The organism is Cytobacillus sp. NCCP-133, from assembly GCF_026011715.1.
GTDB lineage: Bacteria > Bacillota > Bacilli > Bacillales > Cytobacillaceae > Cytobacillus.
In genome coordinates this window covers 1-18,228 of the sequence record NZ_BRVM01000005.1, presented here as the reverse complement: position 1 = coordinate 18,228, position 18,228 = coordinate 1, and the positions used below count along the sequence as shown (strand labels likewise).

At 40.3% G+C, this 18,228-nt stretch carries 19 protein-coding genes, 1 rRNA gene, 1 pseudogene and 1 riboswitch; of the genes and pseudogenes, 5 read left to right on the top strand and 16 right to left on the bottom strand.

Features of this window, described 5'->3' with window-relative positions:
- Nucleotides 1-60: 60 nt before the first annotated feature.
- From NCCP133_RS08105 to NCCP133_RS08080, 7 genes are all read right to left on the bottom strand, one after another.
- Nucleotides 61-186 carry a hypothetical protein gene (locus NCCP133_RS08105; RefSeq protein WP_264804427.1) on the bottom strand — a complete coding sequence of 42 codons (126 nt, stop codon included), beginning with the start codon at nt 184-186 and terminating at the stop codon, nt 61-63.
- Nucleotides 187-460: 274 nt separating this feature from the next.
- Nucleotides 461-550, bottom strand: a complete 90-nt coding sequence (locus NCCP133_RS21960; protein WP_219993454.1) for a putative holin-like toxin — start codon at nt 548-550, stop codon at nt 461-463.
- 133 nt (nt 551-683) lie between these two features.
- On the bottom strand, nt 684-806 hold the full coding sequence (locus NCCP133_RS08100) for a hypothetical protein (RefSeq protein ID WP_264804426.1): 123 nt from the start codon (nt 804-806) through the stop codon (nt 684-686).
- 156 nt (nt 807-962) lie between these two features.
- The gene (locus tag NCCP133_RS08095; RefSeq protein ID WP_264804425.1) at nt 963-2,828 is read right to left on the bottom strand and encodes a PTS fructose transporter subunit IIABC; all 1,866 of its coding nucleotides are present in this window, start codon (nt 2,826-2,828) and stop codon (nt 963-965) included.
- A gap of 1 nt (nt 2,829) precedes the next feature.
- Nucleotides 2,830-3,759 (bottom strand): 1-phosphofructokinase, encoded by a 930-nt coding sequence (pfkB, locus tag NCCP133_RS08090; RefSeq protein ID WP_264804424.1) that lies wholly within the window; start codon nt 3,757-3,759, stop codon nt 2,830-2,832.
- Nucleotides 3,756-4,508, bottom strand: coding sequence for a DeoR/GlpR family DNA-binding transcription regulator (locus NCCP133_RS08085; RefSeq protein ID WP_264804423.1), 753 nt, complete (start codon nt 4,506-4,508; stop codon nt 3,756-3,758). The genes pfkB and NCCP133_RS08085 overlap by 4 nt, the downstream gene beginning before the upstream one ends.
- Before the next feature lie 583 nt (nt 4,509-5,091).
- Nucleotides 5,092-5,367, bottom strand: a complete 276-nt coding sequence (locus NCCP133_RS08080) for a DUF2188 domain-containing protein (RefSeq protein ID WP_264804422.1) — start codon at nt 5,365-5,367, stop codon at nt 5,092-5,094.
- A gap of 261 nt (nt 5,368-5,628) precedes the next feature.
- On the opposite strand from NCCP133_RS08080, the gene NCCP133_RS08075 reads away from it, so the two are divergent.
- Nucleotides 5,629-6,225, top strand: a complete 597-nt coding sequence (locus NCCP133_RS08075) for a biotin transporter BioY (RefSeq protein WP_264804421.1) — start codon at nt 5,629-5,631, stop codon at nt 6,223-6,225.
- Between the two features lie 24 nt (nt 6,226-6,249).
- A complete protein-coding gene (gene bioB, locus NCCP133_RS08070; protein ID WP_264804420.1) occupies nt 6,250-7,242 on the top strand; it encodes a biotin synthase BioB in 993 nt (330 codons plus the stop codon).
- Between the two features lie 63 nt (nt 7,243-7,305).
- Here the strand turns inward: bioB and NCCP133_RS08065 are convergent, their stop codons facing one another.
- Nucleotides 7,306-8,343, bottom strand: a complete 1,038-nt coding sequence (locus tag NCCP133_RS08065; protein ID WP_264804419.1) for a ribonucleotide-diphosphate reductase subunit beta — start codon at nt 8,341-8,343, stop codon at nt 7,306-7,308.
- Between the two features lie 10 nt (nt 8,344-8,353).
- Nucleotides 8,354-10,576, bottom strand: a complete 2,223-nt coding sequence (locus tag NCCP133_RS08060; RefSeq protein ID WP_442874246.1) for a ribonucleoside-diphosphate reductase subunit alpha — start codon at nt 10,574-10,576, stop codon at nt 8,354-8,356.
- A 224-nt stretch (nt 10,577-10,800) separates the two neighbouring features.
- Nucleotides 10,801-10,994: riboswitch (cobalamin riboswitch) on the bottom strand.
- A gap of 170 nt (nt 10,995-11,164) precedes the next feature.
- Here NCCP133_RS08060 and NCCP133_RS08055 point away from each other — a divergent pair.
- Nucleotides 11,165-11,407, top strand: coding sequence for a hypothetical protein (locus NCCP133_RS08055; protein WP_264804418.1), 243 nt, complete (start codon nt 11,165-11,167; stop codon nt 11,405-11,407).
- A gap of 35 nt (nt 11,408-11,442) precedes the next feature.
- Here the strand turns inward: NCCP133_RS08055 and NCCP133_RS08050 are convergent.
- The 4 genes and pseudogenes from NCCP133_RS08050 to NCCP133_RS08035 form a co-directional block, all read right to left on the bottom strand.
- Nucleotides 11,443-11,667: pseudogene (locus NCCP133_RS08050) on the bottom strand (glutaredoxin family protein); the annotation flags it as partial.
- A 269-nt stretch (nt 11,668-11,936) separates the two neighbouring features.
- On the bottom strand, nt 11,937-14,372 hold the full coding sequence (locus NCCP133_RS08045; protein ID WP_264804417.1) for a heavy metal translocating P-type ATPase: 2,436 nt from the start codon (nt 14,370-14,372) through the stop codon (nt 11,937-11,939).
- Nucleotides 14,373-14,516: 144 nt separating this feature from the next.
- On the bottom strand, nt 14,517-14,723 hold the full coding sequence (copZ, locus tag NCCP133_RS08040; RefSeq protein ID WP_264804416.1) for a copper chaperone CopZ: 207 nt from the start codon (nt 14,721-14,723) through the stop codon (nt 14,517-14,519).
- Between the two features lie 13 nt (nt 14,724-14,736).
- Complete coding sequence (locus NCCP133_RS08035; RefSeq protein WP_264804415.1) at nt 14,737-15,075, bottom strand: metal-sensitive transcriptional regulator; 339 nt, start codon at nt 15,073-15,075, stop codon at nt 14,737-14,739.
- A 160-nt stretch (nt 15,076-15,235) separates the two neighbouring features.
- Between NCCP133_RS08035 and NCCP133_RS08030 the strand changes: the two genes are divergently transcribed.
- On the top strand, nt 15,236-15,388 hold the full coding sequence (locus NCCP133_RS08030; RefSeq protein ID WP_264804414.1) for a hypothetical protein: 153 nt from the start codon (nt 15,236-15,238) through the stop codon (nt 15,386-15,388).
- A gap of 32 nt (nt 15,389-15,420) precedes the next feature.
- Here NCCP133_RS08030 and NCCP133_RS08025 read toward each other — a convergent pair whose 3' ends face one another.
- On the bottom strand, nt 15,421-15,600 hold the full coding sequence (locus NCCP133_RS08025) for an H-type small acid-soluble spore protein (RefSeq protein ID WP_264804413.1): 180 nt from the start codon (nt 15,598-15,600) through the stop codon (nt 15,421-15,423).
- Between the two features lie 77 nt (nt 15,601-15,677).
- Complete coding sequence (mgtE, locus tag NCCP133_RS08020) at nt 15,678-17,033, bottom strand: magnesium transporter (protein ID WP_264804412.1); 1,356 nt, start codon at nt 17,031-17,033, stop codon at nt 15,678-15,680.
- A 169-nt stretch (nt 17,034-17,202) separates the two neighbouring features.
- Here mgtE and NCCP133_RS08015 point away from each other — a divergent pair, with 169 nt between their 5' ends.
- Complete coding sequence (locus NCCP133_RS08015; protein WP_264804411.1) at nt 17,203-17,826, top strand: LysE family translocator; 624 nt, start codon at nt 17,203-17,205, stop codon at nt 17,824-17,826.
- A gap of 191 nt (nt 17,827-18,017) precedes the next feature.
- Here the strand turns inward: NCCP133_RS08015 and rrf are convergent.
- A 5S ribosomal RNA gene (rrf, locus tag NCCP133_RS08010) occupies nt 18,018-18,134 on the bottom strand.
- Nucleotides 18,135-18,228 lie beyond the last annotated feature (94 nt).

Sequence of the window (18,228 nt, the reverse complement as noted above, 5' to 3'; positions counted from 1 at the left end):
ACACAAAAAAATGGGACAGTTTTAGTCTGCCCCATTTGGTCAAATACTTTTATGCCAACATCAGTTTGGCCGTGACTTCTCAGCCTTCTTGCTTTCAGGATTTAGATCCTTCGAAAATTCCATATCATTTATGCTTTTCTTTGTGCTTTGCAATCCTGATTTGGTTTTTATATTGCGCTTTGTCATGGCAGTTCCTCCTTTTTTAGAGCTTGCAAACATAGTATGGCACGAGGTGCTTTTTATCATTAGTGAATTTTAAAAGGCATTCAGGCATATACTATTAACAATAAGAGTAATGCTCCGTGACTTCCTGAGCCTTATATGGTATCCTTTAATTAAGATTATGAAAAAACGACCGCAGGTGTTGCCGCACCCACGGTCATTCGCAATAGTCGTTCCCTTAGGGGATCGGCCTGTCAAAGACATAGACCTCTCCCTCAATTATCAGATCAAGGGAGGTCTATTTTTTATGGTTAAAAGTCATGACAGCAATGATCAGACTAGAAAAAGAAATCATCATCATGATCGATTCGAAAACTGTCAAAGGCATCACCCCCTTTCACATGGGGCTAGCCGACCACCCTTGAGAAACTCCCATTGCCTCTCTAGTATAACACATCCTTATCTTTTTAGACGAACAAGTGTTCTGTTATACGGAAATTGAGTCTTCCTTCCTATTTTTTTCAATTATTTACATTCCTGCTGTTAGATTCTGCTGAGGATTTCCGTCTCACATAACCATCTAGTAGCCTCATTTCTTTATTTAGTAAATACTCCATTTCCTCCAGCTGACCTTTTTCAATCATTTGAGGACAACCTTCCCAATCAACACTGTGAAAAAAATAAAAGTTTTTACTTCTTTTAAAAATCATTATTCCCTCAGGAAAGCCATCAAAAAATCCTTTTATCTGATTTCTTCGCAATAAGAAAAAACCGGTACTAAATGTACCGGCGAAATAATTTTATTTACTTATCGGTTTTTTCAGGAAACCAATCAGGATAGCTGAAACAAAAGCCCCTGCGATAATCCCAGCAAGATAGACAGCCCAAGGGCCGTCAACAAGCGGCACAACAAATACTCCGCCATGAGGCGCTCTTAATCCAATTTCAGCTATCATGGAAATGACACCCGCTATAGCAGAGCCTGCCATGATCGATGGAATAACACGCAATGGGTCTGAAGCAGCAAATGGAATTGCCCCCTCAGTGATAAATGAGAATCCCATAATGTAATTTGCTTTTCCTGCATCTTGTTCCTGTTTTGTGAATTTATTTTTAAACAATGTTGTTGCAAGTGCTATGGCAAGAGGAGGAACCATACCAGCAGCCATTATGGCAGCCATTGGTTCGTAAACGCCGTTTGCCAGCAATCCAGTCCCAAATACGTAGGCCGACTTATTCACCGGGCCGCCCATATCAAACGCCATCATTAATCCAAGGACGGCTCCAAGAAGCACAGCATTTCCAGTTCCCAGATCTGAGAGCCACTCCGTAATGGCTGTATTTAAAGCTCCCACAGGCTGGTTAACTACATAAAGCATCAATAATCCAGTGATCGCAATTCCAAATAGCGGATAAAGCAAAATGGTTTTAATTCCTTCAAGGGAAGCAGGCAACCCTGCGAAGACCTTTTTCAAGCCAACTACGACATATCCAGCAAGGAAACCGGCAATAATGCCGCCAAGAAAGCCTGCACCGCCGGAAGCTGCCAGCATGCCTCCAACTGCACCAGCAGCAAAACCAGGGCGGTCAGCAATGCTCATTGCAATAAATGCTGCCAAAATCGGTACGATTAACCCAAATGCATTACCGCCGCCAATTGTCATGAGCGCTTCGGCAATAGGATGATAAGAAGGATCGTTCGGGTCTGCAGCTTTATATCCGAACATAAAGGAAATTGCTATTAAAATACCGCCTCCTACAACAAATGGAAGCATATTTGAAACACCGTTCATCAGGTGCTTATAGATTCCGGCCTTTTGTTCCTTTTTGCCTTCAGAGGAATCCGTTTTGCTTCCGCCTTGGTATACTGGAACATCCTGTTTTAGTGCTTTTTCTATTAACTCTTTTGGCTTGCGTATGCCCTCTGCCACAGCCGTTTCCAGGACATGCTTTCCGCTGAACCGATTCATTTCAACCTTCGTATCAGCAGCAACAATGACAGCGGTTGCATTTGCAATTTCTTCAGGTGTCAAAACATTTTTTGCGCCGCTTGAACCATTGGTTTCAACTTTAATATCAACACCCATCTCAGCTGCTTTTGCTTTTAGCGAATCAGCTGCCATATAAGTATGGGCAATACCTGTAGGGCATGCTGTTACAGCAACAATAAATCGTTTGCTGCCCTCCATATTTTGGTCTTCCTCTTCTCCTGCTTCATCATAGCTGTCAATAATTTCAACCACTTCATCTGCTGACGCAGCATTTTGCAGCTTTTTGCGCGCTTCCTCGTTCATCAAAATGGAGGAAAGCCTTGATAAAGCTTCTAAATGTGTATTATTGGCACCTTCTGGGGCTGCAATCATAAAGAATAAATGTGCTGGCTGCCCATCAAGTGAATCATAATCCACCCCTGCAGCAGATTTTCCAAACGCAATGGCAGGTTCTTTTACTGCACCTGTTTTTGCATGCGGGATGGCAATTCCATCACCAATGCCTGTTGTGCTTTGCTCTTCCCTTTTTAGAATCGCTTCTTTAAAGCTTGAGCGGTCATTTAGTTTTCCTGCTCTGTCAAGCTGGTCGACCAATCCATCTATAGCATCCATTTTTCCAGTTCCGCTCATAGAGAGCAGGATTGTATCCTTTGTCAGCAATTGAGTTATTTTCATCCTAATTCTCCCCTTTTAGGTTGACCTTTGTAATCGAAACCTGAGAAAGTAATTCCTCTGCTTTTTCCTTCGTGCAAAGCCCTATTGAAAATGCGGTGGCACTTCCGGAAGCAACACTGTATTGAAAAGCTTTTTCTATATCTCTATATTTCTCATAAGCTGCCAGAAAACCAGCTACCATCGAGTCACCAGCGCCTACTGAACTTCTCACTTGTCCTTTAGGAACACTCGCGATATAGGCGGATTCATCAGTAATCAAAACAGCCCCTTTTCCTGCTAATGAAACAATGACATTTTGTGCGCCCATGTCTGCAAGTTTTTTGCCGTATGGAATAACTTCTTCAGCTGAAGCAAATTCAGCATTAAAGATTTCTCCTAATTCATGATGATTTGGCTTAATTAAAAACGGCTTATAAGGAAGCACCTTTTTCAGCAGCTCTCCCTCGGCATCAACCACAAAGGCCGCCCCATTTTCTGAACAGACTTTTACAAGGTCCTCATAGGTTGTTTCTGGCAATGTAGCAGGAATACTGCCTGCTAATACGAGTAAATCCTTATTTGAAAGATTTGAGACCTTCTTTTTAAGATCTTCGAGATTTTCTTCAGAAATAGCAGGCCCTTTGGCATTGATTTCTGTTTCTTTCCCGGCTTTTACTTTTACATTTATTCTGGTATCCTCCGTCACGGGGACAAAGTCAGTCTCTATATTTTCATTTTTTAAATAATCAGCAATATAGTTTCCTGTAAAACCGCCGACAAACCCAAGCGCTTTGCTTTTAACTTCCATTCTGTTCAGCACTCTTGAAACATTTATACCTTTTCCGCCAGGGAATTTTGTATCACTTTGCATGCGGTTAAGGCCGCCAATTATAATTTCATCCAGTTCTACAATGTAATCCACGGATGGATTTAACGTCAATGTGTGTATCATGATGTCACAACCTTTATTGTCGTTTTGCTGATATAAGGCTCCTGCTGCTCCTCATCCAGCTCATTAGTAATAATTGCTGCTGTGTGCAAATCGGCTATTTTGGCAAAGGCTATTTCTGAAAACTTAGTATCGTCAGAAAGCACAAAAGCCTCCCTTGATAGCGATATGGCCATTTGTTTTATCATTGCCTCATCCTGGTCCGGTGTTGTATATCCGAATTGAGGATGGATTCCGTTAACGCCCATAAAACACTTGTCAAAGCGATAGTGCTCTAGGCTTGCCAGCGCTCCTCTGCCGATGATGGCTTTTGTCTGCTCCTTTGCAAACCCGCCAATCACATATGTTTTTATATTTCGTTCAAGCAATGCGTTGATATGCATTAAGCCATTCGTCACAACAACAATTTCTTTTGCAGGCAAATACGGGATCATTTCTGTCACAGTCGAACCTGCATCCAGATAGATGGAGTCTCCTTCTTCAACAAGGCTTGCGGCATATTGGGCGATTTGGCGTTTTTGCTGAAGGTTTTTGGAGGATTTTTCAGACATGCTTGGTTCCTCCAGCTTTCCTTGAAGCCTAGCTGCCCCTCCGTGAATCCTTTTTAGATGTTTTCCTTCCTCTAACTGAGTCAGGTCCCTTCTGATCGTTGATTCTGATGTCTCTGTAATGTCAACGAGATCCTGAATTTTCACTACACCTTTCGCTTTTAAAAGCTGCAGAATCAATTTATGGCGCTCTGGTGTCAACAAAACATCACCCCCTTATTTCTGTTTCCTGCCTTGATATCATCATACTGAAAACGATTGCAGAAATCAATCATTTTCTTTCAAAAAAATTCAAAAACAATCATATAGTGAATGTTTTTGAAAGTTTTTTGAAAATTTTTCTTTTTCACTTTAAAAAAAAAGAATATTTTAAATAGATCAAAATAACAGTTTGCTCTATAAGTATTATTATGCTAAAATCATAAATAACAATATATAGTTTTATTATTCCAACTACAACACTATATATTGTTTTTTATTATTGATTTTACTCGTTCCAAGGTCTCTTTTTTGTCCGCTTTCTTTTGAAAGCGGAATTTTTTTGTGATATCAGAATTTATATCCCTTTGAATTTAGAGAACTGTCTAGCGCAAGCAGCCTACTCCCCTCGAGATCACAAGCTTGTCTAGTTGCGGCTCCTAGGGACTTGGGGTTATAAGCCATTCCCTCGTGGACAAGGCGCCGTGCGCTTTTCTTATTTTCAGCAATACATTGTATAAGTAGCAATTTCTAAACAAAAAAAGAGCACTACTAATCAAATAGCAATGCTCTAAGCGCAAGTTATCTATCAATATTCTTCATAATTTACCAGGTCCTCTATTTTCCCATCTTCAGCATGGAGGATAGCCATTGTTCTCGCTTCTCCCGCCATACGCTTGGCTTCAACTACAGCATCTGATTTGGATTCAGAAGTATATTCAGGATTATCCTGCCCTTCTTTTTTGACTGCCCACCCTTCTTCATCATGCGGTACTACATGGAATCTTGCTTCGTCTGTATCAGCACGGTCTTTAAAATACTGTTCCTGTTCTTCACTATGGATGTTATCTTTATTTTTTCCCATGATTATACCTCCTGCTTCTAGTTTGCCTTAGGCCATCAAGTGATGAGCAATATCACTTTACCCTTTTAGAATGAAAGAAAACCAGGAATGCCGGGGATAAGGCCCGTTCGGTTTGGACGTCTATTTTTATTTAAGTAATAAATTTCCATTATAAATAAGCAAAACTGAACATTTGTTAACTATAAAAAAAACAGGTTGACAATTATGGTTTACTCCTATTATTCTAAATTGTATAAATATTATTCTACCAGGAGGAATCATATGAAAAGAGGCTTGAGAACGATTGATTTAACTTTGGCAAGCATGTTTGTTGCCCTTATGGCAGTTGGAGCAAACATCACTTCCTTTGTTCCATTTATGATTATTGGCGGTGTACCGATCACACTGCAAACCTTTTTTGCTATTTTGGCAGGCGCAGTCCTGGGAAGCCGATTAGGCGCCATTACATTGTGCGTTTATGCTTTTGCCGGACTAGCTGGTGCTCCCATTTTCGCTAAATTTGGCGGAGGCTTTGCTTCATTATTAAATCCCACTTTTGGATTCATCCTATCTTTTATTATTACAGCCTATGTAACAGGAAAAATTGTTGAAAAGAAAAGATCAATTCCTGTCTATATTGCTGCAGCTATACTAGGAATGGTAATCAACTATGTTTTCGGTACAAATTGGATGTATCTGGCCTACAAACTTTGGTTTACAGCACCTGAAGGATTTACTTATCAAATGGCATGGCTGTGGATGGCCGTCCCTCTTCCAAAAGATATTCTTCTAGCCGTTTTTGCTGGATTAATGGCCCACCGGCTTGAACATAGAGTTATTGCACGAAGCCAATTCAGAAAGATAAATCGGGCAGCATAATAACAGAAATTTAGGAGTGATTACATGAATTATCGAGATTTAGCAAAAAGCGTGCTGGAAGGTTCTGAACTGACAGATTCGGAGGCAATGGGAATCTTGAATTGTCCAGATGAAGAACTGCTGGATTTATTGCATAGTGCCTTTAAAATTCGACATTATTATTATGGCAATCAAGTTAAATTAAATATGATAATTAATACCAAATCAGGCCTTTGCCCTGAAAACTGCGGTTATTGCTCCCAATCGAGCATTTCGAACGCACCTATTGAAAAATATCGAATGATGGACAGAAAATCTATCATAAAAGGAGCGTCACAAGCACATCATTTAAATGTCGGTACCTATTGCATTGTTGCAAGCGGTAGAGGTCCAAGCAAAAAGGAACTAGATGAAGTTGTTTCAGCTGTAAAAGAAATAAAGGAAAACTATAATATGAAGGTTTGTGCCTGCCTTGGACTTCTAAAACCTGAACAGGCTGAAAAACTGAAGGAAGCTGGAGTGGATCGATACAATCATAATATCAATACTTCAGAAAATCATCATGAAAGCATCACGACTTCCCACACATATCACGATAGAATAAATACTGTCCAATTAATCAAGAAAGCCGGAATTTCACCCTGCTCCGGTGTCATTATCGGCATGAAAGAAACCAAAGGGGATGTCATTGCAATGGCCAAAAGCCTAAAAGCACTTGACGCAGATTCAATTCCGGTTAACTTTTTGCATGCGATTGACGGTACCCCTCTTGAAGGAACAGATGAGCTGAATCCGCGTTATTGCCTAAAGGTTCTCTGTCTGATGCGTTTTATCAATCCAACAAAGGAAATAAGAATATCCGGCGGACGGGAAGTGAATCTCCGCAGCCTGCAGCCGCTTGGTCTGTATCCGGCCAATTCCATTTTTGTCGGCGATTACTTGACCACTGCCGGCCAGGAAAGCACTGCTGACCATCAAATGCTGAAAGATCTCGGCTTTGAAATCGATTTTGTTTCTGAAGCACCTGTTTATCCTTAAATAAAAATAGATCCTGCTATAAAAAGCAGGATCTATTTTTACTATGTTTATTTCTGTAAACACTTACAATTCATCAAATCCATTATCAACTTGCACCTTTGTATATTGCCTTGATTTTTGTTCGAAGAAATCCGATTTGCCATGGTCTACTTCTTCATAAGCAACGATCCAGCGGAGCGGATTTTTGCGATAGCCATCAAATGGACGTTCATAGCCCAGCTGATTGCAGCGCACATTGGCATAAAACTTGATATAAGCTTCCACATCAGACAGCAGGATGCCTTTTGTTTTTTCTCCTATCACATAGCGTGCCCACTCGATTTCCAATTCTGCAGCCCGTTTAAAAGTATCCAGGACAAATTCCTCTAGCTCTTTCGTCTTCAATCCTGGATATTCCTGAAGTATTTCTTTAAATATTTTTACAAACAAATCAACATGAATTTGTTCATCCCTATTTATATAATTGATCATTGTAGAGGTGGCTACCATTTTTTGATTCCTGGCCAAATGATAAAAAAATGCAAAACCTGAATAGAAAAATAAACCTTCGAGAACGACATCAAAGACTGTAGATTTCAATAAATTCTCAGGGCTAGGATCCTCTGCAAAATCTCTATATCCATTTACAACGAAGTCATTTCTTTCTGCTAAATTAGGCTCAGTACGCCAGAATCCAAACACTTCATCCTGTTTTTGTTTTGGTACAAGACTCGAAAGTACATAGGAATAGGAGTGATTATGAATCACCTCCTGCTGCGCCAGCATAATCATAAGTGCTGAGAGGCTTGAATCCGTTAAGTAATCCGCCACCTTACCGGCATAATCTGTCTGGATGCTGTCCAGAAGTGCAAGCAAACCGATGATTTTCAGAAACGTTTCTTGTTCGTCAGCTTTAAGTTCAGGAAATTGCTTTATATCCTGGGACATATTGATTTCAAAAGGAGTCCAGAAATTCGCTAGCATTTTTTTATATTTCGGATATGCCCATGCATAACGCACATCATCCCAGTTAAGGATATTGGAGCATTCACCGTTTATAATGGAAGTTGCTTTATTCGGAGCTGATTGATTGATTAATAAGCGTTTTTTTATCGTAACCATAAGTTCCTCCTTAACTAGAGCAAGATTCGCAGTCTTCAATTTCGGACGAAGTTGAGCGAATATAATAAGTTGTTTTTAATTTCTTCTTCCAGGCCAAAAGGTGCAAATTCAATAAATCGATTGCTTTAATATTGTTAGGAATATAAAAATTAAACGAAATGGATTGATCAATATGCTTTTGCCGTTTTACATTCTGCTGAATGCTCCATTCCTGTCCAATATGGTAGGCTGATTTATAATACCAAGTCGTTTCACTGTTTAAATCCGGAGCTGTTACAGGGATCCGATAGTCTTTTTTTTCCTCGGAATACTGTTTGTTAAAAATCGGATCAATACTTGGCGTGCTTCCTGCAATCAATGCAGTAGATGCATTAGGAGCTACTGCCAGCAGATAGCCATTTCGAATACCAAATTCCCTAACTTCTTCTTTCAATGCCGTCCAATCGAAGCGTGACTCTGCATCCAAATAGCCCCGTTTTTCAAAGTAAGCACCACTCTCCCAATCAGAGCCTTTAAACGCTGAATATTTCCCCTTTTCTTTTGAAAGTTTCATAGAACTTGTTATCGTTAAATAAGCGATGCTTTCATATAGACTATCTGCAAAGTCTACTGCTTCCTCGCTCTCCCATGGAATCTTTTTTAACGCGAGCAGATGATGCCAGCCAAAGGTTCCCAGCCCAATGGCCCGATATTTTTTGCTGGTGATCTGTCCCTGATGCACAGGAATATTATTAATATCAATTACATTATCCAACATCCGTACCTGGATTGGTATAAGCCTATCAAGCACATTATGATGACAAGCTTTCGCCAGATTAATAGATGATAGGTTGCAAACTACAAAATCCCCGGGGATTTTTTCAATTATAATTCTTCCATCTTTCGTATATTCTTCAGCCCTCTTAGTCACACCTTGGTTTTGAACGATTTCTGTACAAAGGTTCGTACAATAAATCATTCCGGAATGTGAATTTGCATTTTTCCGATTGACTTCATCCCGATAAAACATAAAGGGTGTACCTGTCTCAAGCTGGCTTCTCATAATGGATTTCATGATCTCGATTGCAGGTACCTTTTCTCTTGACAGAATCGGACTGTCAATGCATTCTTTATACTGTTGACGGAATGAACCTTCTGCATTCCCTTCATCATAAAAATCCTCCAGCGAAAACCCCATAACTGAACGGACTTCATGTGGATCAAACAGATACCAATAGCCCCTGCTTTCGACCTTTTCCATAAACAGATCCGGAATGCAGACACCTGTAAATAAATCATGCGTGCGCTGCCTTTCATCTCCATTGTTTAGCTTCGCATCCAGGAAAGAGAAAATGTCTTTATGCCAGACATCCAGAAAAACGCTGATTGCTCCCTGCCTTTGGCCAAGCTGGTCCACGCTGACGGCTGTATTATTCAGCTGCTTCATCCATGGGATCACCCCGGATGATGCGCCTTTAAAACCTTTAATTTCACTACCTCTGCTGCGGATTTTCCCTAGGTAGACACCAATTCCTCCGCCATTCTTGGACAGAGAGGCGATATCCGTATTGCTGTCATAAATGCCCTCAAGACTATCATCAACCGTTTCGACAAAACAGCTTGAAAGCTGCCCCCAATTTTTACCCGCGTTGGCTAAAGTAGGCGTGGCAACTGTCATGTATAAACCGCTCATCGCCCAATAAGCTTCTTTCACAAGCTCAAGCCGCTTTTCCTGGCTCTCCTTTTTCATTAAGACCATGCTAATGACCATAAAACGTTCTTGCGGCAGCTCAAACAAATTTTTCTTCCTGTCTCTGGCAAGATAGCGGTCTGTCAGCATTTTTAGCCCCAAATATGTAAATAAATAATCGTTTTCTTTCCTAATGGCCTTTTCCAAATCTGCGATTTCATCCTTCGAATAAGTTTCCAATAAGTCGGTCTCATAAATTCCCAAAGACGTCAGCCGCTTAATTAAATGATAAAAGTTTCCATAGCAATCCTCAGGCCAGCACTCTCTGTTTTTGCCAGCTTCCTTATATAGCTTTTTTAATAGCAAACGTGCGGCCGCAAAGGTCCAATCAGGCTCATCCATGCTGATCCAGGATAAACATTCCAAAATTAGCTGATCATATATTGAGTTTTCCTGGAGATGATTCATCTCTTCGATCCTCTCCAGCAGCAATTCGAAGTCAAGGTTCGGAAAATCCGTTCGCAGTTCCTCTAATATTGCATTCATTTGTATGGTTTGTACCATTTTGCTTCCTCCTTGGCAAAATAAAAATCCGCCCGGAAAATGAGCGGATCAAACGAAAGAATAATAGCAGGAACAAAAGTTATTTTACCTGAGCTCTACTGTTGATTTTTACTCCACCAGATAAAGTACGATGTGCCAAAATCAATCATGAGTTTTTCATAACTTAGTCCTATAGAAAACACCATTACGCCATCGTTTCATCACCTCAGTCCCCGGAGATTAGAAACTATCGATCGCCTTGGCAGGTCTCCTGGCTTGTGCTTCAATCTACTAAAAGCCCTTCCCATACAAGCGCCTTAAAGCGTCTTGTACAGTGGCATGCTTTGTTCGTCTGCTCTTACAGTTGCGGGGACAGCTCCGGATTTTCACCGGATTCCCTATTAAGTCCTTTAAGGACGCCAATCACGATCCATATGTAGTTTTCAATCACTTAAATAACACAATATATTGTAGGTAATTCTATCATACAGAAAATCAGATTACAATTATTTTGGAGGAAACATTTCACATTTAGTTCAATCTTCCTCGATATTTTCTCGACAATTACGATGTAACATAAGGGTCCAGAACATAAAGGAGTGATTCAAAATGGAAAAATTCATTGCCGGAATATTCTCTGTTTCCCTTATTCTTGGTTCAGGCACTGCCATACTAGCAGCTGGGGACGAATCACCTGAGGGACTTTTTAACTTCGGGAAGCTGAAGCCGCATATGCAGGAAATGCACCCCAACCTTTCCGGACAGGAACTAAAAGCTATGTATGAAAACTGCCATGGAACAAACGGGGCAAAACCGAGCGACTTTAATCAAATGGATAACATGACCTACTAAAAAGGCAGAAGGAGGCTTAACCTCCTTCTGCTTTATTAAAATAGATCATCAGCAATACTCCTTTTTATTTCATCCTGATTCATTTCAAACCATATCAGATGCTTTTTCTTAGTCCCACCGTACCATTTCTTCTTTTCAAACAGAAAGGCAGGAACAATACGGCTGCCTGTAGCATTCATTAATTCCTGTTCCCTTTGGGGGTCTTTTGTGAGGTCGATTTCAGTAAAAGTTACATTGTTCTGCGAAAGGAAATCCTTCGCTGCCTGGCAATCCTGTCAGGTTGGCCTCATATAAAGCTTGAGGTTTAATTTCATTCGAACAGCATTCCTTTCGAATACCAGTTTTATTGTTGTTATTCTGTTTCCTTCTTACTCTCATGGTTCTCCATTTCCATATTATACCGTTCTTGTTCCGGCTCAGCCAGAACAGTGTCATACACCGTATACCCCGCCATCACCAAAACCAGGTATGCTATTGCAGCTCCTGCCCATTTTTTCTTGATAGCCAGCTCCTTCCTTATTGTTTTTGTTTATCCGTTCTTTTCACTCAATTTTACTCTTTGCAGGCGCAAAGCATTCAATACGACTGATACTGAGCTGAATGCCATTGCAGCCCCAGCAAGCCAAGGAGCAAGCAATCCTAAAGCTGCCACAGGAATTCCAAGGGTATTGTATGCGAAGGCCCAGAATAGGTTTTGCCTTATATTCCTAATCGTCTTTTTACTCATTAGAATAGCATCTGCAATACTATTCAAATCGCCTCTCATTAAGGTTATATCTGCTGCTTCCATTGCGACATCTGTACCTGTGCCAATAGCCATACCAATATCCGCAACAGCCAGTGCAGGAGCATCATTAATGCCATCACCGACCATTGCGACTTTCTTGCCTTGTTCTTGCAGCTTCTTAACTTCGTCCGCTTTTCCTTCTGGAAGAACTTCAGCAATAGCAACATCTATGGCGACTTCACCGGCAATTGCCTGAGCTGTCCTTTTGTTATCACCTGTAAACATAACCACTTCAAGTCCCAAATCCTTTAGACGCTTGATCGCTTGTTTGGATGTTTCCTTTACCGTATCAGCTACAGCTACGATACCCATGTATTGTCCATCAACCGCGACAAGCATTGCTGTCTTACCATTATCCTCAAGCGACACCATTTTAGTTTCTGCTGGCTCAATGTTTATGTCATACTTTTGCATTAATCTTCTGGTACCGATTAGCAGCTCTTTTCCCTCTGCTTTTGCCGAAATCCCATAACCAGGAATTGCTTTGAAATCTTCAGCATTCAATAGGCCGATTCCTTTTTCCTTTATTCCCTTTACAATGGCTTCTGCCAGAGGATGCTCTGACTGTCTTTCAGCTGAGCCCACAAGCTGAAGGAAAGTATTTTCATCCATGTTTCCTTCCACTACTACATCTGTTAAAACCGGTTTCCCATGTGTGACCGTTCCAGTTTTATCAAGAACAACCGTAGTGATTTCATGTGTTAATTCCAAATGCTCTCCGCCTTTGAAAAGAACGCCATATTCTGCAGCACGTCCTGACCCTGCCATAATAGACGTTGGCGTTGCCAAACCAAGCGCACATGGACATGCAATGACAAGGACAGCAATTAGCTTTTCTAGCGCCTCCGCAAACTCTCCCGGGCTTACCCATAAATACCAAACAAAGAATGTAATTACGGCAATTGAGACCACTATAGGCACAAAAATTCCTGATATTCTGTCTGCAAGCCGCTGGATAGGCGCTTTTGAACCTTGAGCTTCTTCAACCACTTTAATGATTTGGGATAATGCTGTATCTTTCCCGACTTTTGTTGCTTTAATCTTTAGGAAGCCATTTTTATTTATAGTTGATCCAATGACGAGGTCACCTGCTGTTTTATCAACTGGCACGCTTTCACCTGTGAGCATGGACTCATCCAGTGCGGATTGCCCTTCCAGTATTTCACCATCTACAGGAACCTTTTCGCCCGGCTTAACATAAATGTTATCCCCTGCCTGAACATCTTCAAGAGGAACTTCAATCTCTTCCCCGTTTCTCAGCACAGTAGCTGTTTTAGCCTGGAGTCCCATCAGCTTTTTAATTGCCTCTGAAGAGCGGCCTTTCGCACGAGCTTCAAATAATTTACCCAAAATGATCAAGGTGATTAGGATGGCACTCGTCTCATAATAAAGTTCTACCATATGTGCATTTGTACCAATGGACAAAATCGACTGATATAAACTGTAAAAATAAGCAGCTGAAGTGCCCAGGGCCACTAAAACATCCATATTAGCACTTTTATTTTTAATTGCTTTGTACGCACCAACGTAAAATTGGCTTCCGATGAAAAATTGAACAGGTGTTGCAAGTGCAAGCTGTACCCAAGGATTCATAAACATTTCAGGAACATAAATAAACTGTGTAAATTCAAAATGGCCCACCATCGACCAGAACAATGGAATCGAAAGGATTAAAGAAAAAATAAATTTTCCCTTCTGCTTTTCAATTTCCTTTACCCGATAATCAGCACGATCATGATTTTCATCCTGTTTAACTTTCGCCTGATATCCCAAGTCCTCCACTTTCTTAATCATATCCTGGATAGATGTTTGTTCTGGATTGTATTCAACAGAGGCTGTTTCAAGAGCAAGATTTACTACAGCATTTTTGATTCCCGGAAGCTTATTCAGCCCTTTTTCAATACGGCCTGAGCATACAGCACATGTCATGCCGATAAGATCAAGTTCAGCTTTCTCAGTAACAACGGCATAACCGAGATCCTCTATTTTCTTTTCAAATGCCTCAACTGTAATTACATTGGGATTATATTTGACTGATGCTTTTTCCAGTGCAAGATTGACATTTGCTTCCTGGACACCTTTGAGCTTATTGAGCCCTTTCTCAATGCGTGTAGAACAAGCTGCACATGTCATGCCTGAGATAGGCAGCTGTACTTCTTTTAATGCTGCATCGCTCATATATACCACTCCTTACTTTAAGTGAAGTAAATTATTTCTACTCATATACTATACCCATCTACCCTATATGTCAACTGAATATAATTCTACATTTTTTTTAAAAAAAGAGAACGTGTATTTAATCACACGTTCCTGCTTGTAAATTTATTCGACATCGTACCCCTGATCATCAATTGTTTCCTTGATTTGCTCAAGTGTAACCGCTGAAGAATCATATTTCACTTGTACTTGGCCGTTATCTAGATCAACTGATACATTTTCTACACCGTTTAAGTTTCCAACGCTGCCCTCTACTGCCTTTACACAATGACCGCAAGACATGCCGCTGACTTTTAATGTAACATTTTGCATATTGAACAACTCCTTATTTTTTCATTAGTTTTTGAATAGTGACCAGAAATTCATCCAGCACTTCATCATCGCCTTCATGGATTCTTTCTACTACACAGCTTTTTAAATGGCCTTCAAGCAAAAGCTTTGCAACACTGTTTAAGGCAGATTGAGTTGCTGAAATCTGTGTAATGACATCATCGCAGTAAGTATCTTTCGCGATTAGACCTTTGATTCCGCGAATCTGCCCTTCAATTCGATTTAAGCGAGTGGTTAAATTCTTTTTAACTTTTTCAGAATGGTGACTTTTACGATCGGAGTCAATCGAACAGCAGCCCTCACCCAGTAATTCATCATTATTTTCAAAAGCCATTTGATCAGCCTCCTTTAAGAATATCTTAATATACCCCGGTATCCTATGTAAAGTCATATGCTTATAATCTAAATGGCATTTGCTCATTTTTCCCTATTATGATTTTCCAATCCATGTTCATACTAACGGGAAACATAACTTTCAAAGGAGGCGAATTTATATGGAAAGGGAACAAACTTTTAGGGAGGACCCCAGCAAGGACCTATATGGCATTGATAAAGAAGTCAGCCTGCAATCGGTAAACTTTGCTGCAGCTGAAAATCAATATATAAATGAACGATCTGAAAAAGAATCCAGAAAGGAGAGATACTAAACAAAGCCGCCATTTAGGCGGCCTTTCTAATGTTACAGTTCTTTTAGCTCTGCAATTTCCACTTCAGATCTCTCCTCGAGCGGACCGCGCAGATGAACAGTAGCTGTTCTTCCATCTTCATTTAACTTATCGATCCAAACCGAAGCTCCATTATATTTTACTTCGATATCAGCTGAAGATGAAAGGATTTGGTTCACACGTTTAGCATCCATATTAAACACTCCCCTGCATTTTTTCATTTTATTTTTTGCATGGGAAATATTTTTATGTATGCTATTTAAAACACAAATTAAGTCAATTTTGTTATAAAAATGGTTGCCAGCCCGAAATAAATGAACAATGATAAAATATCATTCAGTGTCGTTATCAATGGTCCGGATGCAACAGCAGGGTCAATGTTAAATCTGTATAAAATTAATGGAATGACCGTTCCTGCCAGGGTCCCTATAATGAGTGTGAGAATTAACGAGGTTCCTACAACCATCCCAAGAGCTAAGCTGCCCTGCCATACATACGCAATTACTGCAATAAGAATTCCGCATGTAAGGCCTATGATGATGCCGACACTAAACTCTCGAAAAACCAATTTAGTAACCAGCTTTTTATCCAAATCTCTGTTTATAAGCCCACGCACAACAACCGCCAAAGACTGGGTTCCTGTATTGCCCGTCATCCCAGCAATCATGGGCATAAAAAAAGCCAGCGCTACTGCTTGAGACAATGTTTCTTCAAAACCACTTATAATAGTGCCGGATACGATTCCGATGAATAACAGCAGGATGAGCCAAGGAAGCCTCCTATAAGCAGCAACGAGGGGCTTTGTATCAAAGTCAATCGCTCTTCCTGAAGCGGATAGTTTCTCAATATCTTCGTTTGCTTCACTAATAACAACATCAATAATATCATCGAATGTTACGATCCCCACCAGCTGATCTTCTTCTACAACGGGAATAGCCAGGAAATCGTACCTCTCGATCAGCCTTGCAACCTCTTCCTGATCAGTATCCGCTGATACAGCAATTACTCTGCTATACATGATGTCCTGAATTTTTTCATTTTCATTTGCAAGAATTAAATCCCGATAAGAAACAACACCAACCAATTTTTTGTCGTCATCAATTACATATAAGTAATTGATGGTTTCCGAATACTCGGCAAAAGACTTCATTTTTTCTACAGTATCCCTGACCGTATAATGCTGCGGAATCCAGACAAATCGGTTTGTCATCAGCCGTCCTGCTGTTTCAGGTGGATATTTCATAATGTACTTGACAACTCGGGATTCTTCCAGCTTCATTCCTGACAGGAGCTCTTCCATCCTTTCAGGCGACATCCCTTCCAATAAAGCGGCAATATCGGCATTATCCATCAAGTCAAGAATTGCACCGGACTTTTCAATTCCTAAAAGTGACAGCACTCTTGCCTGGTTTTCCTTCTCAAGTTCCTGAATTAATTCCGCTATCTGATCAGGTTTCATGAACAGGAGGAAGCGTGGATGGTGCTTTACGGGCATTCCTTCAAAGATTCGTGCGATATCATAAGGCTGAAGCTCAGTAATAATTTTCTGAAAGTTAACTTTCTTTGTATCTTTTAATGATTTAATTATTTCAAGTGTTAACTGATTTTCAGATATATTTATCGCCATATACTTCCCTCCGGAATCACATTGAATCTAATTTTATCTCTCTTGTTATTCCCGAAACTCCTGAACAATAAAACAGCAAGGTTTAATAAATAGGTTAAAAGTTGTCCTATACTCCTTGATAGATGAATAGAATTTGTACAAACAATGCTTGAAATTAGGAGTTGTAAAAATGAGCATTTTTCTAGGGTATATATTCTTAGGCATTTCTTTGGCAGCACCAATTGGCCCAATCAATGCAGCACAGCTCGATAAAGGGATTAAAAATGGTTTCTTTCATGCTTGGCTCGTCGGCCTTGGCGCCATGACGGCTGATGCAGTTTACATGCTTGCCGTTTACCTTGGAGTAGTTAACTTTCTGGAAATTCCATTTATGAAAGCTTTTTTGTGGTGCTTTGGTTTTTTTGTACTTATATATACGGGTATTAAAAGCCTTCTAAGTGCTGGAAAGGTTATTTCAAGCTATAGGGGAAAAGGTGAATCCTCGATAAAGTCTTTTATGTCAGGGTTTCTCATATCCTTATCCAACCCATTGACTATTTTATTCTGGCTAGGGATTTATGGTTCTGTGCTTGCAAAAACAGCTGCAGAATACGATAAAGCCCATGTCATCTTATACAGCGGGGCCATATTTATCGGCCTGCTGCTTTGGGATTTAACAATGGCCGGAGTTGCCAGTAGCTTTAGAAGGTTTTTAACAGGAAAGATTCTAGCTTTTATTTCTATCCTGTCAGGCTTTTCATTGATTGGTTTTGGTATTTACTTCGGGGTTGAGGCATATAAGCTGCTGTTTTAAGTTTCCTAATATGAAAAAAATCGGTTCATATATGTTAAAAGTAGTGCATATTTCAAAAAAGTCAGCCATAAAAGGTAAGATAGGTACATACATAGCCTTATTTAATTCATCACAACCATCTTTTTAATAAGATGAAATTACTTAAAACAAACTATAACAAAAAGAACACCCATTCAGGTGCTCTTTCATATGCCCGGCAGCGTCCTACTCTCACAAGGGGACAGCCCCTAACTACCATCGGCGCTGAGAAGCTTAACTTCCGTGTTCGGTATGGGAACGGGTGTGACCTTTTCGCGATCGCCACCAGACTATTTGGTTTGAAGAAAATTCATTCCTTCAAAACTAGATAATGCATGAAGAAGTGCTGCCGAGTATTCACCAATACGTTGTCCAGCTCAATTG

Excerpts from the sequence above, each read along its gene's own strand:
- NCCP133_RS08105 (WP_264804427.1), bottom strand. The coding sequence starts at position 186 with ATGACAAAGCGCAATATAAAAACCAAATCAGGATTGCAAAGCACAAAG.
- NCCP133_RS21960 (WP_219993454.1), bottom strand. The coding sequence starts at position 550 with ATGCCTTTGACAGTTTTCGAATCGATCATGATGATGATTTCTTTTTCT.
- NCCP133_RS08100 (WP_264804426.1), bottom strand. The coding sequence starts at position 806 with ATGATTGAAAAAGGTCAGCTGGAGGAAATGGAGTATTTACTAAATAAA.
- NCCP133_RS08095 (WP_264804425.1), bottom strand. The coding sequence starts at position 2,828 with ATGAAAATAACTCAATTGCTGACAAAGGATACAATCCTGCTCTCTATG.
- pfkB (WP_264804424.1), bottom strand. The coding sequence starts at position 3,759 with ATGATACACACATTGACGTTAAATCCATCCGTGGATTACATTGTAGAA.
- NCCP133_RS08080 (WP_264804422.1), bottom strand. The coding sequence starts at position 5,367 with ATGGGAAAAAATAAAGATAACATCCATAGTGAAGAACAGGAACAGTAT.
- NCCP133_RS08075 (WP_264804421.1), top strand. The coding sequence starts at position 5,629 with ATGAAAAGAGGCTTGAGAACGATTGATTTAACTTTGGCAAGCATGTTT.
- bioB (WP_264804420.1), top strand. The coding sequence starts at position 6,250 with ATGAATTATCGAGATTTAGCAAAAAGCGTGCTGGAAGGTTCTGAACTG.
- NCCP133_RS08065 (WP_264804419.1), bottom strand. The coding sequence starts at position 8,343 with ATGGTTACGATAAAAAAACGCTTATTAATCAATCAATCAGCTCCGAAT.
- NCCP133_RS08060 (WP_442874246.1), bottom strand. The coding sequence starts at position 10,576 with ATGGTACAAACCATACAAATGAATGCAATATTAGAGGAACTGCGAACG.
- NCCP133_RS08055 (WP_264804418.1), top strand. The coding sequence starts at position 11,165 with ATGGAAAAATTCATTGCCGGAATATTCTCTGTTTCCCTTATTCTTGGT.
- NCCP133_RS08045 (WP_264804417.1), bottom strand. The coding sequence starts at position 14,372 with ATGAGCGATGCAGCATTAAAAGAAGTACAGCTGCCTATCTCAGGCATG.
- copZ (WP_264804416.1), bottom strand. The coding sequence starts at position 14,723 with ATGCAAAATGTTACATTAAAAGTCAGCGGCATGTCTTGCGGTCATTGT.
- NCCP133_RS08035 (WP_264804415.1), bottom strand. The coding sequence starts at position 15,075 with ATGGCTTTTGAAAATAATGATGAATTACTGGGTGAGGGCTGCTGTTCG.
- NCCP133_RS08030 (WP_264804414.1), top strand. The coding sequence starts at position 15,236 with ATGGAAAGGGAACAAACTTTTAGGGAGGACCCCAGCAAGGACCTATAT.
- NCCP133_RS08025 (WP_264804413.1), bottom strand. The coding sequence starts at position 15,600 with ATGGATGCTAAACGTGTGAACCAAATCCTTTCATCTTCAGCTGATATC.
- mgtE (WP_264804412.1), bottom strand. The coding sequence starts at position 17,033 with ATGGCGATAAATATATCTGAAAATCAGTTAACACTTGAAATAATTAAA.
- NCCP133_RS08015 (WP_264804411.1), top strand. The coding sequence starts at position 17,203 with ATGAGCATTTTTCTAGGGTATATATTCTTAGGCATTTCTTTGGCAGCA.